This is a genomic window from Micromonospora globosa, assembly GCF_000717585.1.
In the GTDB taxonomy this organism is placed as follows: domain Bacteria; phylum Actinomycetota; class Actinomycetes; order Mycobacteriales; family Micromonosporaceae; genus Micromonospora; species Micromonospora aurantiaca.
In genome coordinates, this window is sequence record NZ_JNZR01000019.1 from 25,271 (window position 1) to 38,743 (window position 13,473).

General features: G+C 75.2%; 12 protein-coding genes. 2 read left to right on the forward strand and 10 right to left on the reverse strand.

Annotated features, from left to right (window positions below; genetic code table 11):
• Positions 1–27 precede the first annotated feature (27 nt).
• Positions 28–993, reverse strand: a complete 966-nt coding sequence (locus IF06_RS0118615; protein ID WP_013286544.1) for an acetylxylan esterase — start codon at positions 991–993, stop codon at positions 28–30.
• Between the two features lie 199 nt (positions 994–1,192).
• Between IF06_RS0118615 and IF06_RS0118620 the strand changes: the two genes are divergently transcribed.
• The gene (locus tag IF06_RS0118620; RefSeq protein ID WP_013286545.1) at positions 1,193–2,218 is read left to right on the forward strand and encodes a LacI family DNA-binding transcriptional regulator; all 1,026 of its coding nucleotides are present in this window, start codon (positions 1,193–1,195) and stop codon (positions 2,216–2,218) included.
• Between the two features lie 15 nt (positions 2,219–2,233).
• Here the strand turns inward: IF06_RS0118620 and IF06_RS0118625 are convergent, their stop codons facing one another.
• The 8 genes from IF06_RS0118625 to IF06_RS0118660 form a co-directional block, all read right to left on the reverse strand.
• On the reverse strand, positions 2,234–3,514 hold the full coding sequence (locus IF06_RS0118625; RefSeq protein WP_013286546.1) for a D-alanyl-D-alanine carboxypeptidase family protein: 1,281 nt from the start codon (positions 3,512–3,514) through the stop codon (positions 2,234–2,236).
• Between the two features lie 100 nt (positions 3,515–3,614).
• Positions 3,615–4,337, reverse strand: coding sequence for a polysaccharide deacetylase family protein (locus IF06_RS0118630; protein WP_013286547.1), 723 nt, complete (start codon positions 4,335–4,337; stop codon positions 3,615–3,617).
• A complete protein-coding gene (locus tag IF06_RS0118635; protein WP_030272510.1) occupies positions 4,334–5,494 on the reverse strand; it encodes an MGDG synthase family glycosyltransferase in 1,161 nt (386 codons plus the stop codon). Before IF06_RS0118635 ends, IF06_RS0118630 begins: the two co-directional genes overlap by 4 nt.
• A 62-nt stretch (positions 5,495–5,556) precedes the next feature.
• Positions 5,557–6,843 carry a D-alanyl-D-alanine carboxypeptidase family protein gene (locus IF06_RS0118640; RefSeq protein ID WP_030272512.1) on the reverse strand — a complete coding sequence of 429 codons (1,287 nt, stop codon included), beginning with the start codon at positions 6,841–6,843 and terminating at the stop codon, positions 5,557–5,559.
• 101 nt (positions 6,844–6,944) lie between these two features.
• The gene (locus IF06_RS0118645) at positions 6,945–7,361 is read right to left on the reverse strand and encodes a protein-tyrosine phosphatase family protein (RefSeq protein ID WP_030272514.1); all 417 of its coding nucleotides are present in this window, start codon (positions 7,359–7,361) and stop codon (positions 6,945–6,947) included.
• 98 nt (positions 7,362–7,459) lie between these two features.
• Positions 7,460–8,080 carry a hypothetical protein gene (locus tag IF06_RS0118650; RefSeq protein WP_013286551.1) on the reverse strand — a complete coding sequence of 207 codons (621 nt, stop codon included), beginning with the start codon at positions 8,078–8,080 and terminating at the stop codon, positions 7,460–7,462.
• A gap of 13 nt (positions 8,081–8,093) precedes the next feature.
• The gene (locus IF06_RS0118655) at positions 8,094–9,878 is read right to left on the reverse strand and encodes a DUF4012 domain-containing protein (RefSeq protein WP_013286552.1); all 1,785 of its coding nucleotides are present in this window, start codon (positions 9,876–9,878) and stop codon (positions 8,094–8,096) included.
• Positions 9,879–9,981: 103 nt separating this feature from the next.
• Positions 9,982–11,223, reverse strand: a complete 1,242-nt coding sequence (locus IF06_RS0118660; protein ID WP_030272517.1) for a glycosyltransferase family 4 protein — start codon at positions 11,221–11,223, stop codon at positions 9,982–9,984.
• A gap of 144 nt (positions 11,224–11,367) precedes the next feature.
• Here IF06_RS0118660 and IF06_RS0118665 point away from each other — a divergent pair, with 144 nt between their 5' ends.
• Entirely contained in the window at positions 11,368–11,922 is a 555-nt protein-coding gene (locus IF06_RS0118665) for a low molecular weight phosphatase family protein (RefSeq protein ID WP_030272519.1), read from the forward strand.
• Here IF06_RS0118665 and IF06_RS0118670 read toward each other — a convergent pair.
• Entirely contained in the window at positions 11,903–13,351 is a 1,449-nt protein-coding gene (locus IF06_RS0118670; RefSeq protein WP_013286555.1) for a polysaccharide biosynthesis tyrosine autokinase, read from the reverse strand. The two genes, IF06_RS0118665 and IF06_RS0118670, sit on opposite strands and share 20 nt — an antisense overlap.
• Between the last annotated feature and the right edge of the window lie 122 nt (positions 13,352–13,473).

Genomic DNA, 13,473 nt, shown 5'->3' on the forward strand with positions numbered 1-13,473 from the left:
GCGGGCCGGCATCGGCGGAACCGGTGGTCAGCCGCCCAGCACGGTACGCAGGAAGTCGACGGCGGCGGCGTCGTCGTCGATGCCGCCCGCCTCGTGGCCGTTGAACCGCCACACCGTCAGATCCTTGTCGCCCCGGTAGTCGTGGTAGGCGGCGTAGACGGTGGACGGCGGCGTGATCTCGTCCATCAGCGCGACGGAGAACCGGGCCGGCACTGTGGCGCGGCGGGCGAACGCGACGGCGTCGACGTAGCCGAGCGTGCGCAGCGCCTGCTCCTCGCGGTCGCGGTGCACGGCGAGGTAGTCGCGGATCTCCCGGTACGGCGTGGCGTCGGTGATCGTGATCGCGCGTGGGATGTCGCAGAGGAACGGCACGTGCGCGACAGCCGCGCGGACCCGCGGGGCCAGCGCGGCGGCGGCGAGCGCGGCGGCGCCGCCCTGACTGTGACCGAGTACGGCGAGCCGGTCCGGGTCGACAGCGGGCAGCTCGCACGCGGCGTCCACGGCGCGGACCGCGTCGGTGAGGAAGCGCCGGTAGTAGTACTTGTTCGGGTCCTCGATGCCCCGGGTGGCCATGCCCGGCGCCTGCGGTCCGGCGGCGGCGACGTCGGGTGTGTCGCCCCGGCTCCACCCCGAGCCCTGGCCGCGCGTGTCCATCTGGAGGTGCGCGAAGCCGGCCGCGGACCAGAGCAGGTTCTCCAGCGCGTGGCCGCGCCCGCCGCCGTACCCGACGTACTGCACGATCGTGGGCAGCGGCTCCGTCGCGCCGCGCGGCACCCGCAGCCAGGCGCGGATCGGCTGTCCGGCGAAGCCGGGGAAGGTGACGTCGAAGACGTCGACAGCGGTCAGCGGCGTGGGCAGCGGCGTCGCCGTCACGGGGTCGCCGCAGGAGCGCGCCTGTGCCAGAGTGTCAGCCCAGAAGGCGTCGAAGTCCGGAGGCTCGTGCAGGTCGCTGCGGTAGGTGCGGAGTTCGGCCTCGGTCAGGTCGGTGAACACGCCTCGGTTTTCCTCGTCGTTCGTCGGGGGTGGACGGCGAGCCGTCGGAAGATGACGGGCGCATTTCCGGAACGTTTCCGCAACTCGTGCGAACGCTAGGGCCGGTCCGGCCTGTCGTCAAGCCCTCGGCGTACGGCAAGATGTGCGTGGGGCGGGACGGTCTACCGGTCGGTTCCGGCAGCCGGCGAAGGGAACACGGGTGAGCGCGGACGACGAGCGCAGGGTGACCATCACCGCGATCGCACGGGAGGCCGGCGTCTCGGTCCCGACCGTGTCGCGCGTGCTCAACGGGCGGTCCGACGTCGCGCCGGACACCCGGGAACGGGTCGAGGAGCTGCTGCGCCACCACGGCTACCGCCGCCGCGGCAGCCGTACCGTGCGCCGGGCGGACCTGGTCGACCTGGTCTTCAACGACCTGGACAGCCCGTGGGCGGTGGAGATCATCCGCGGCGTGGAGGACGTCAGCCACGCCGCCGGGGTGGGCACCGTCGTCTCGGCGATCCACCGCGAGTCCAGCTCCACCCGGCAGTGGCTGCACAACCTGCGCGCCCGCGCGTCCGACGGCGTGATCGTGGTGACCTCGCACCTGAGCCCGGCCGTGCAGGCCCAGTTGCGGCGCCTCAACGTGCCGGTGGTGGTGGTCGACCCGGCGGCCGGCGTGGCCGCCACGGACGTGCCGGCGATCGGCGCCACCAACTGGACCGGCGGCCTGGCCGCCACCGAGCACCTGCTCAAGCTCGGCCACCGCCGGATCGGTTTCGTGGCCGGCCCGCCGCACCTGCTGTGCAGCCGGGCCCGGCTGGACGGCTACCGGGCCGCGCTGGCCGCCGCCGGAGTCGCCGCCGACGACCGGCTGGTGCAGCCCGGCGACTTCTACCACGCCTCCGGGTTCACCGCCGGTGGCGCGCTGCTCGACCTGGACGACCCGCCGACGGCCATCTTCGCCGCCAGCGACCAGATGGCCTTCGGCGTGTACGAGGCGGTGCGCCGCCGCGGGCTGCGGGTCTGCGACGACGTGAGCGTGGTGGGCTTCGACGACCTGCCCGAGGCGCGGTGGGCCTCACCGCCGCTGACCACGGTGCGCCAGCCGCTGGTGGAGATGGGCCGGCTCGCCGCGCGTACGGTGCTGCGGCTGGCCCAGGGCGAGGAGATCGACTCGCCCCGGGTCGAGCTGGCCACCGAACTCGTGGTGCGGGACAGCACAGCGGGGCCCGCCTACCGCTGATCCGGGCCGCTCCTTTCAGTCCTGTTCCGGAATTTCCGGCTCCCGTAGAGCCGACCCGGCCGACAAGGCGACGGCGGCGGCGTTACGGCGACGCCGGGCCAGCAGCAGCGCTCCCCCGGCCGTCAGCACCGCGCCCACCGCCACAGTCACGCCCGTACCGGGACGCGGCCCGGGTGCCGCCCCGCCGCCCCGCAGACCGGCCTGCCCGGCCAGCGCCGAGGCCGCCCCGCCCGCCGGTGGCGCCGGCCGGTCCAGCTCCCCCGGCTCGACCAGCCGTCCCACCGCGGCGTCGCGGGGCTGCGCGAACCCCCAGTCCAGCAGCGCCGCGCCCTGCTGCCAGCCCCGCTGCGTGGTCACCTCGGCGCCGAGCAGCGTGACCACGAGACGCCGCCCGCCGCGCTCGGCCGCGCCGACGTACGTGTGCCGGGCCAGGTCGGTGAAGCCGGTCTTGCCGCCGAGCGCGCCCGGATAGTGGTCCAGCAGCATGTTGTCGTTGGAGATCGCGAACCCCTTCGCCCGCTGCGCCGGCTGGGCCGGGATCTGCGCGATCCGGGTGGCGGCGTACCTGCGGAACGCCGGGTCGGCGAAGCACGCCCGCGCGATCAGCGCCAGGTCGTACGCGCTGGTGAACTGCCCCGGTCCGTCCAGCCCGGACGGGGTGACCGCGTGCGTCTGCCGGGCGCCCAGGCGGTGCGCCTCCTCGTTCATCGCCCGCACCCCGCCGGCCAGCCCGTCCGGGCCGCCGCCGAGGCGGGCGAGCGCGTTGGCCGCCTCGTTGCCGGAACGCAGCAGCAGGCCGAGCCAGATCGTCTCGATCTGGTAGCGCCCGCCCTCCACCAGCCCGACCGCCGAGCTGCCCGGTTCGACAGCCAGGTCCCCGGCGGTCACCGTCACCTCCCGGTGCGGGTCCAGCCGGGGCAGCATGGTGGCGGCCAGCAGCAGCTTCTGCACGCTCGCCGGTACGCCGTACTCGTGCGGGCCGCAGCCGCCGAGCACCGCGCCGCTGTCCAGGTCGGCGACCACCCAGGAGGTGGCTGTCACCGCAGGCGGCGCGCTCGACGCGGGCGGGACGACCAGGCCGGCGGTGTCGAGCGCGGCGCCGCCGACGGCCCGCGCGGCCGGGTCGGGCGCCGGCGGCGGCTGCGGCGGCCGGGTCGACGGGGCCGGCACGTTCGGGCAGGGCGGCGCGGCGGGCAGCCGGCGTACGGGCGAGCGGACGGCGGCCACGGCCGGTGTCGCCGGCACCGGCAGCAGCAGGGCGGCGGCCAGCGCCACGAAGGGTCCCCAGGTCCTCATGACCCGGACGCTAGCCACGCCGACCCGAACGGGTCACCGGCTCCGGGATTCGCGTTCCGGCGCCGCGGGCGCGCGGTAGGCTCCGCCGCCCGCTCGCGGATCAGCGCGCGCGGAGCCCGTGGCCGGCGAGCGGGCCGACGTGCCATCCGCGCCGGCGACACTCGGCCAGCACGCGCGGAAGCGCGGCGAGACCGGCCCGCCAGGCGCCCGGTGCGGCGGTACGGGAGGAGTCGTGCAGCAGGATCGTGCCGCCCCCGTCCAGCCCGGCCAGGACGGTGCGTGCGACGGTGCCGGCGGTGGCCGTGGCGGTCCAGTCCCGGCCCCAGCAGCTCCACAGCACCGGCCGCAGGCGCAGCCGCCGGGCGGCCACGAGCGCGGCGGTGGTGAGCACGCCGTACGGCGGTCGCAGGAACCGGGGCGGACGACCGGTCACGTCGGTGACCAGGTCGTACGCGCGGGTCAGATCGCGAACCGTGCGAGCCGGGCCGCGCAGCAGCAGGTTGTCGTGCGTCCAGCCGTGCACGGCCATCTCGTGGCCGTCGCCGACCACCCGGCGACCCAGCGCCGGGTGGCGCCGCAGCATCGCGCCGAGCACGAAGAACGTGGCGCGGACCCGGTGCGCCGCCAGCACGTCCAGGACGTGGCCGGTGGACTCCGGGTCCGGGCCGTCGTCGAAGGTCAGCGCGACCCGGTCGGGCGCCCCGAGCCCGTGCAGGCCGGGCAGCAGCAGCCGCCGTACGGCGGGCAGGGCCGTCACCACCGGCGCCGCCTGCACCGCCGGCAGCGCGAGCGCGGCGGCCCGGGCGAGGGTGGCGGCTCTCATCGCAGCCCGCCGGTGGACTGGAGCAGCGCGGCGAGGACGGCGACCGCGTCGCCGACCGGGTCCAGCAGGGGGCGACGTGTACCGGCCGGGCCCGCGGGCGGTGCCCGGCGTGCCGCCTCGGCGACCAGGCCGGCCGGGTCCTGGGACACGTCGTCGCGGGACGGGGCCACCGGTCCGGTCCCGATCACCGCCGCGAGCACCGGCCCGAGTTGCTGCGGTGTGGCAGCCCACCGGCTCAGGCCGGCGCGGGCCAGGATCGCGGCGTTCGCGCGTCCGTGCCCGGCGATGGGCCGGTACGTGACCACCGGCAGCCCGGCCGCCAGCGCCTCCTGGCAGGTCAGCCCACCGGCGTTCTCCACCATGACGTCGACGGCGCGCATCAGCGCCGGCATGTCGTCGACCCAGCCCAGCACGTGCCGGCCGGCGCCGCGCAGCCGGTGGCGCAGCGCCGCGTTGTGCCCGCACACCACGACCGGCCGGACGCCCGCGGCGGCGACCTCGGCCACCGTGGCCGCCACCTCGCCGGTGCCCCAGGAGCCCGCGACGACGGCGAGCACACCCTCGGCCGGGAGACCGAACCGCTGCCGGGCCCGCCGCCGGTCCTCCGGGCCGGTGCGGGTGAAGGCGCGGGACACCAGCGGCTGCACCGCGGTGACGTCGGCGGCGGAGGCCTGGTGCGTCTCGGCGTGGCGGACCGCGCAGTACACGTCGACGCCCGGCGCGAGCCAGGTCGGGTGCACCACGAAATCGGTCACATAGGTGATCACCGGGACACGGAGCCGCCCGCGGCGCCGCAGCGGGCCGAGGAGCTGGTTGGCGAACGGATACGTGGTGACCACGGCCCGCGTGTCGGGCGGGATGCAGCGGCGCAGGTGACGTCGGAACGGCCGCAGCAGTGCGCGGATCGCGCGTACGGCGGTCTGCGAGCTGCCGGTCAGCCGGAACAGCGCGTGGTAGCCCCAGGGAAGCCGGTGCAGCACGCCCCGGTACGTCTCGCGTACCGCCCGGTGGACCGGGTGGGGCAGCAGGTGCAGGAGGTTCAGCCGGTCCACCGCGAAGCCCCGCGCACGCAGCCGGTGCGCCAGCTCGTCGGCAGCCCGGTCGTGTCCGGCGCCGATGTCCGCCGAGACCACCACGATCCGGCCCGGGTGCTCCATGCCGGGCGCATACCCACGGAACCGGTGTCCACGCGACCCCGCCCGGGGCGCCGGTGACCGGGTCAGGCGCGGCGGCGTCCGCGGCGGCGGGATCGGCCGCGGCGGGCGGCGAGCACCGCCGCCACCCCGCCGACGGTGAGGGCCAGCAGACCGGCGACCGGCACGATCACCCGCCAGTCCCCGTCGCCGATGCGGTGCAGCGCCGTCCCGGCCGGTCCCCGCCACGGCGGGGAGGCGGTACGTCTCGGTTCGGCGGCCGCCGCCTGCCGGGGCTCCGCCGCCTCGGCGTCCCGCTCACCCGGCTCGACCAGCCGGCCGACCGAGGCGTCCCGGGGCAGCCGGAAGGCCCAGTCGAGCAGCTGGGCGCCCTGCTGCCAGCCGCGTACCGGGCGGGCCTCGGCGCCGAGCAGCGTCACCACGAGGCGGCGTCCGTCCCGCTGCGCGGCGCCGACGTAGCTGTGCCGGGCCAGCTCGGTGAAGCCGGTCTTGCCGCCGAGCGCGCCGGGATAGCGGTAGATGAGCTGGTTCTCGTTCTGGATCTGGAACCCGCCCTTCTTCAGCGCGGGCTGGGCCGGGATCTGCGTGCGCTCGGTGAGCGCGTACCGGCGGAACGCGGCGTCGGCGAAGCAGGCCCGCGCGATGAGCGCCAGGTCGTACGCGCTGGTGAACTGGCCGGGACCGTCCAGGCCGGACGGCGTGACCGCGTGCGTCTGCCCGGCGCCGAGCCGGCGGGCCTGCTCGTTCATCTCGGCTACGCCTGCCTGCGCGCTGCCGGCGCCGAGGCGGGCCAGCATGTTCGCGGCGTCGTTGCCGGACTGGAGCAGCAGGCCCAGCCACAGCGTCTCCACGCTGTAGCGGCCGCCGACGAGCAGGCCGACGGCCGAGCTGCCCGGCTCGATGTCCAGGTCGGCGCGGGTGGCGACGGCGACGTGCTTCGGGTCCAGCCGGCTCAGCATGGTGGCTGCCAGCAGCAGTTTCTGGGTGCTGGCCGGGGTGCCGGGGACGTGTGCGCCGCACGCGCCGAGGACCTCGCCGGTGTCCAGGTCCGCCACGAGCCAGGTGGTGGCGGTGACCGCCGGGGGCGCGGGGCTGCCCGGTGGCACGACCAGCCCGGCGCCGGCCAGCGCCTCGCCGCCCACCGCCGCCTGTTCGGGCGTCGTGGCCGGCGGTGCCGGGCGGGGCGGCCGGCTGACCTTCGGGGCGGGCAGGCGCGGGCAGGGCACGGGAGCGGCGCCAGGGGCGGCTACCGGGGCGGCGGGTGTGGTGGCCGGGGCGGCGGCGGCCGGGGCGGCCGTCCCGGCGGCGAGCAGGGTGACGGCGGTGGCGGCGGCCAGGGCCCGGGCTCTCATGAGAAGGCACCCTACCGAGCCCGATGATCAGGTCGGGACGGCTCACCGGTGTCGTGACGCCGCGCCGACCGGACGCTCCCGGTGGGTGACCGGCCGGGATGTCAGCGCACGCCGCGCAGCCACCACCGCTGCCACGGCGTCTCCACCGCGCGCCGGTGGTAGTGGGAGCGGACCCAGGCCACTGCCCGCGCGGGCGGCAGCCCGTCCAGCACGGCGAGCGCGGCGAGTGCGGTGCCGGTGCGCCCGACGCCGCCGTGACAGGCCACCTCGACCCGCTCCCCCGCGTATGCGCGCCGCCACGCCTCCCGCAGCGCGTCGAGGGCGTCGGCGCGGTCGGCCGGGATCCAGAAGTCGGGCCAGCGGACCCGCCGGACCGGCCATTCCGGCTCGGGACCGGGCGCCAGCAGCAGGGCGAAGTCGGCGGGCGAACCGGACTCGGCGACCCGGCGTCCGCGCACGGTGGCGCCCCCGGGCAGCGTGAGCAGGCCGGCCTGGTCGGTCCACGGTGTCGCGTCCATGGCTCATTGTGTCGTGTCGGCCGGACACGTGAGTGCCCGCCGGACCGGGTCCGGCGGGCACTCACGATCGAGCCGGGTCGTCCCCGGCGCGCCTCGGATCAGCCGAGGCGACGGCGGCGCCAGGCCATGGAGGCCAGGAGCAGCACCGCACCGGCGGCGGCGAGGCCACCACCGAGCTTCAGCGGCGTGCCGATGCTGTCACCGGTGACCGGCAGTCCACCCTTGTGCGGCGGCCGGGTCGGCCGCGGCGGCAGGACGGTGCCGGTGGCGCTGGCGATCCGTCCGGACGTCAGACCGGTGGCGGTGAACGTGTACCGGCCCGGCCGGGTCGGCCGGTAGGTGACGGTGAAGTTGCCGCTGGCGTCGGCCGTCACGGTGAACGTGGTCGGCGCCGGCTGCGGCTGGGCACGGTTGGGCGTGTAGGCGACAGGCGCCATCGCCACCGTGCTGCCGTCGCTGCGCCGCGCGGTCCCCTCGGCCGGGGCGGCCGCGGGCAGGCCCGAGATCGCCACGTCGATCCGCACCGACTCGTTCGGCGCGAAGTTCGAACCCCGCAGGGTGAACGTCTCGCCGAGCCGGATGGTGGTCGGTGAGACGGTCAGCGACGCGACCTCGGGCGGGTAGACCGGGGGCTGCGGCTGCGCCGCCCCGGCCGCGGTCGGCACGGCCGCTACGGCCAGGCCCACCGTGAGCGCCATGATGATGCGGGATAGCCGCATGATGGTTTCCCTCCTACTGTTCACAGCTTGGTGCGTTGACTACTTGGGTGGTCCATGGGGTGACGGTGGGCGTGTGCACCAGCTCGGCCGTCCCGGCGCCGGTCTTGCCGGTGAGCACCGTGACGTCGAGCGTCCGGGTCTGCCCCGGGCGCGTCTCCACGTTCGCCACCGCAACCTGGCGGCGGCCGTGGGTGCCACTGCCCATCGCGGTGTCCCGCCCGTCCAGCCGGCCGGTGAGCACGGCGCCGCCGGTGGGCGTGTGGACGGAGACGAAGGTGCGTGCGGTGTACTTGTCGCCGGCCAGAGCAAGCCCGGTGACCGACTTGCTCAGGCCCGACTTCGGGGCGGTGGAGTGCACCGTGACCCGCAGCCGCAGCTCACGGCGCCCGTCCGGGTGGCATTCGCCGACCGTCACGGTGGCCGAGAACCTGAGGTAGTAGCCGAGCTTCGCGCCGCTGCCGTCGTTGAGGAACACGCCGACGGTCGGCACGGAGTCCTTCTCCGGGAGCTGACCGGCCAGTCGGCTGCCGGCCAGTGCGCGTTGCTCCTCAGATCGGACACTCCAGAACAATATCCGACGTTCATTGATTGAACGGGTAAAAACGGTCAAAAGTGCGCGCGGGTCGACCGTCTTGGTGAACAGGGTGTCGAAGACGCCCGAGGCGGCCTTGGTGAAGTACTCGTCCTGGTCCTTCGTGTCCAGGTCCCGGTACGAGTCACTGAGGAGCGTCCGTACGGCGGTGGCGGCGCCCAGCGACGGCCCGTCCGGCACGTTCACCGGACCCACGACGCCGAGCAGGTACGACAGGACCACCGGGTCGACCGCCAGGACCCCGTCCACAGTGGTGCCGGTCCGGCGGCGCACCATGTCCCGGTAGAGCGCGGCGGCGGCCGGGAAGTCCGGGTTGAGGTTCACGTCCGCCGGATAGATGCCCGGCAGCTCGCCCCAGAGCCGCTTCGCCTCCGCGTCGACCTTGAGTGGCGGGTCGAAGAAGCGCAGGTCCGACGAGCTGCCCTGCTTCACGAGGCGGATCCGCCCACCCTCGGCGCGCAGGACGGCGTACGCGCCGAACATGCCACCGGTGGCGCGCAGCTCGGCCGGGTTCTGCGAGACCAGCAGATAACTGCGCGGTCCGTCCGCGCCGAGCAGCGGCGGCAGCAGCCGGGCGCCGCGGTCAGCCGCCGAGGTCAGCTCGCCGAGCTGGTCCAGCTCGGCGCGCAGCGCGGTGACCGCGTCGCGTACCTGCGTCACGAGGTCACCGGTGGGCACCTGCCGCAGCCGGTCGGCGGTCCGGCGTACCGCCTGGTCGGCGGCGGAGACCTCGGCCGAGACGGCGCGCAGGCGGGCCAGATCCAGCTTGCCCTGCTTCGGTACCAGCGAGGCGAGGTCGACGCGCAGCAGCGTGGGGAACGCCAGCCGGGCCAGATCGTCCACCGCCACCGAGATCTGCCGCACCGCGGCGAGGTTGTCCCCCGCGTACGGCGTCTGCTGGCCGACCCACCACACCGGATCCCCGGTCTCGCCGCGCGCGGCGGCGGCCTGCTCCTGCAATGCGGCGAGCGTGCGCTGGGCCCGGGCCACGTCGCCGTCGAGCACCTGGGCGCTGAGTTCCCGGGCCAGCCCGGCGGCGTTCACCAGGTGAGCGCGGGCCTGCCAGCCCCGGAACGCGACCCAGCCGCCGGCGCTGAGCAGCACCGACACGACGACCAGCCCGGTCAGCAGGATCCGGCGGACCCTGGTGCGCCGGCGCCGTCGCGAGCGGCGCCGCCGGACGGGCGTGGCACCAGGTCCGCTCACGGATTCCCCCTATGCGTCGGTCGAATCAGACACAATTCGCGATCGAGTGCTTTTTAGCATGAAAAAGTGCCCGTTCGAGGCATTATTCGACACTCTGAACGATTTAACTGCTGTGTGCGAACTTTGTTCGGTTCGACGGTCGCTCGGCCGCCTCGTGCAGCAGCGCCTCGATCCGGTCCACACCGGCCCGCATCGACATGTCCCGCAGGTACGCGTCACGTCCCCGCCTGCCCATGTCGAGCCGGGCAGCCGGCGGGATGGCGGCGGCCAGCCAGAAGCGGTCGGCCAGCGCCGCCCAGTCCTCCGGCGGGCAGGACAGACCGGCGCGGGCCCGCTCCACCACCTCCGCCGTCTCCCCCGCCGCGGAGGCGACCACCGGCGCGGCGCAGGAGAGCGCGGCCTGGAGCTTGCCGGGCACCCGGCCACGCAGCTCCGGCAGGTCGCGCTGGGCCACGAGCTGGTAGTCGGCGGCGGCGTAGAGCTGCGGCATGTCCACCGCGGACCGTCGCTCCAGGAACCGGACGTTGTCCGCGCCGAGGTCGGCGGCGAGCCCTCGCACCCGCCGCTCCTGCGGACCCGAACCCACGAGCACCAGATCCATCCGGTCGCCGAGCGCCGCCGCCGCGCGGACCGCCGTCTCCAGATCCTGGCGCGCGCCGATCGTCCCGGCGTGCATCACCAGGCAGCGGTCGTCCCGGCGGACCAGCCGCCGCACGGCCGGACCGGCCTGGGTGGGCCGGAAGATCCGCTCGTCGGTCCAGTTCGGCGCGGCGCGCACCCGGCCCGGGTCGGCCCCGCCGGCGCGGACCAGATCCGCCATGAACGGCGAACCGACAGCCACCACCGCCGACTCCCGGTAGAGGCGGCGGGTGGCGGCCTCCAGCCGCGCCGGCCACCCGCTGTCCTGCGCCGAGCGCCCGTCCCGCTCCGTCCACACGTCCTGCACGTGCAGCACGGTCGGCGTACGGCCAAGCAGCCGCAGCAGCCCGGTGGCCGCGAACGTGACCGCCGGATGGCCGTAGACGTAGAGCACGTCGACGTCGCGCAGCAGGCCCCGGCCGGCGAGCGCGGCGCTGCCGGCGAAGGAGAGCCAGGTCGCGGCGCGGGCACGGGCGGAACCGTCGCCCGCGGCGTACCGGGGCACCCGGCGCACGGTCAGCCGCTCGCTGTGCGTCTGGTGCCGCCAGCGCTGCCGCCAGCCGGGATAGACGTGGCCGCCCGGGTAGTCCGGGAAGCCGGTGAGCACCCGTACCTCGTGGCCCCGGGCCACCAGCTCCTCGGCCAGGCTGCCCGGGACGAACGCCGGCTCCGGCGGGAAGTGGTAGGTGAGGATGCCGACCCTCATGACCGCGCTCCCGGCGCGGCTTTCCGGACGGCCGGGCACCGCAGCGCGTACCATTCCCGCATCCCCTCTGCGTCCGGCCGCGACCGCCGGAAGAACGCCGTCGCGGCATCCTCCGTCGCGACCGTGCCGACGAGAGGGGTGCAGATGGTCGACGAGGTGCTCTTCGTCTGCCACGCGAACATGTGCCGGTCACCGATGGCGGAGTTCATCGCCCGCCGGATGCTGGCCGGCCTGCCGCTGGCGGTGGCCAGCGCGGGGACCGACGCGATCGACGGTGCTGCCATGCACCCGTACGCGGTCGAGGTGACCGCGGCCACCGGCGCGGACCCGGCGGCCTTCCGCACCCGCCGGCTGCGCCCGGAGCACCTGACCGGGGCGGCGCTGGTGCTGACCGCGACCCGCCGGCAACGCTCGGCCTGCACCTCGCTGGCGCCGGCCGCGCTGACCCGGACGTTCACGCTGCGGCAGTTCGCCCGGCTGGCGGCCGAGGCCCGCCCCGCCGAGGCGGAGGCGGGCACGCCGTTGCGGGCAGCGGTGTCGGCCGCGGTCCGCGCCCGGGGGCGGCTGCAACCCGCCGCCCCCGACGCGGAGGACCTGCGCGACCCGATCGGCGGTTCGCCCGCCGACTTCCGGCGCTGTGCCGAGGAGATCGAGCGGTCGATCCGGCCCGTGCTCGCACTCATCGCGACAGCCGGGTGAGTTCCTGCGTCCGGTCGCCCACGGCCTTCGCGCCCCGCCGGGTGCCGGCCCGGTCGGCCGGTACGGAGGGCGCCGCTGGCGGCACGACCACCTTGTACGCCTCGTACTGGTAGGCGTCCGACTTGGCCACCTTGGCCATGTTCAGCACGCAGCCGAGCAGGCGCACCGAGACCGAGCTGAGCGCGTGCGCCGCCGCCGCGACCTGGCTGCGGGAGGTACGCCCCTGCTGGGTGACCAGGAGCGCGCCGTCGGCCTGCACGGCCACCACCACGCCGTCGGTGACCGCCAGCAGCGGCGCGGTGTCGATGACCACGATGTCCGCCGAGTCCCGCAGCGCGACCAGCAGGTCCGCCATGGACTTGGAGCCGAGCAGCTCGCTCGGGTTGGGCGGGGTGGCGCCGCTGGGCAGCACCAGCAGGGACTTCTCCCCCCAGCGCTGCACCACGTCACCGACCTGGACGTCGCCGACCAGCACGTCGGTGAGGCCGACGCCGCCGTCGAGCCCGAGGTAGTCGGCGACCTTGGGGCGGCGCAGGTCGGCGTCGATCAGCAGCACCCGCCAGCCCGCCTCGGCCAGCGCGATGGCGGTGTTGCAGGCCATCGTGGTCTTGCCCTCGCCCTGCAACGCGCTGGTGACCGCGATAACCCGGGCCGGCTCGTGCACGTCCACGAAGCGCAGGTTGGTACGCAGCTTGCGGACCGCCTCGGCCCGGGCGGAGGTGGCCGCGTCGCCGACGATCAGCGGCGCCGACCGCGCGCCGGTCTCGTACGGGATCTCGCCGAGCAGCGGACTGCCGGTCACCCGTTGCAGCCCGGCGCCGTCGCGCATCCGGACGTCGGCCACCCCGCGCAGCACTGCGAGGCCGACGCCGAGCAGCAGGCCGAGCAGACCGCCCAGGACCAGGTTGCGGGTGGGCTGCGGCGAGACCGGGTTGGAGGTGACGCGGGGACCGCTGACCACCTCGATCTTGATCGGCGGGGCCTTGCCGTCCGGCGGCGTCTCGACCTTGCGGACCAGATCGGTGAACTTCGTCGCGAGCGTCTCGGTGGTCTTCAACGCCCGGGTCTGGTCGGTGTCGGTGATCGTCGCCTGGAGCAGGACCGTGCCGGCCGTGGCGGTGGTGTGGATCCGGCTGCGCACCTGGTCGGCGGTGAGGCCGAGCGGCGCGTCGGCGACCACGCTCTGCGCCAGCCGGTCGCTGGTGAGCAGGTCACCGTAGGACTTCACCCGCTGCTGGAGGAAGAGGCTGCCCTGGTAGGCGTCGGTGACCCCCTGGCTGGGCGTGGTGACGAAGAACGTCACCGAGGCCTCGTACCGAGGCGCCGTCCGGACCGTCACCAGCGCGGCGGTGCCCAGACCGAGCATCACCGTCACCAGCACGATCCACCAGTGGCGTCGGACCAGGCGCAGGTAGCCGAGAACGTCCATCACGCTCCCCCTCGCGACACGCCGGTCTGCCGATGAAACTGCACGAAAGCCCCCTAAAAACACCAGTCGCCGTGCCAGGATCGAATCGCCTATTCACGACGTTACGTGACTGGACGACAGTA

What these genes read in the sequence shown, in the direction of transcription:
- IF06_RS0118625 (WP_013286546.1), bottom strand. Translation starts at nt 3,514, where the DNA reads ATGAGGACCTGGGGACCCTTCGTGGCGCTGGCCGCCGCCCTGCTGCTG.
- IF06_RS0118630 (WP_013286547.1), bottom strand. Translation starts at nt 4,337, where the DNA reads ATGAGAGCCGCCACCCTCGCCCGGGCCGCCGCGCTCGCGCTGCCGGCG.
- IF06_RS0118635 (WP_030272510.1), bottom strand. Translation starts at nt 5,494, where the DNA reads ATGGAGCACCCGGGCCGGATCGTGGTGGTCTCGGCGGACATCGGCGCC.
- IF06_RS0118640 (WP_030272512.1), bottom strand. Translation starts at nt 6,843, where the DNA reads ATGAGAGCCCGGGCCCTGGCCGCCGCCACCGCCGTCACCCTGCTCGCC.
- IF06_RS0118645 (WP_030272514.1), bottom strand. Translation starts at nt 7,361, where the DNA reads ATGGACGCGACACCGTGGACCGACCAGGCCGGCCTGCTCACGCTGCCC.
- IF06_RS0118650 (WP_013286551.1), bottom strand. Translation starts at nt 8,080, where the DNA reads ATGCGGCTATCCCGCATCATCATGGCGCTCACGGTGGGCCTGGCCGTA.
- IF06_RS0118660 (WP_030272517.1), bottom strand. Translation starts at nt 11,223, where the DNA reads ATGAGGGTCGGCATCCTCACCTACCACTTCCCGCCGGAGCCGGCGTTC.
- IF06_RS0118665 (WP_030272519.1), top strand. Translation starts at nt 11,368, where the DNA reads ATGGTCGACGAGGTGCTCTTCGTCTGCCACGCGAACATGTGCCGGTCA.
- IF06_RS0118670 (WP_013286555.1), bottom strand. Translation starts at nt 13,351, where the DNA reads ATGGACGTTCTCGGCTACCTGCGCCTGGTCCGACGCCACTGGTGGATC.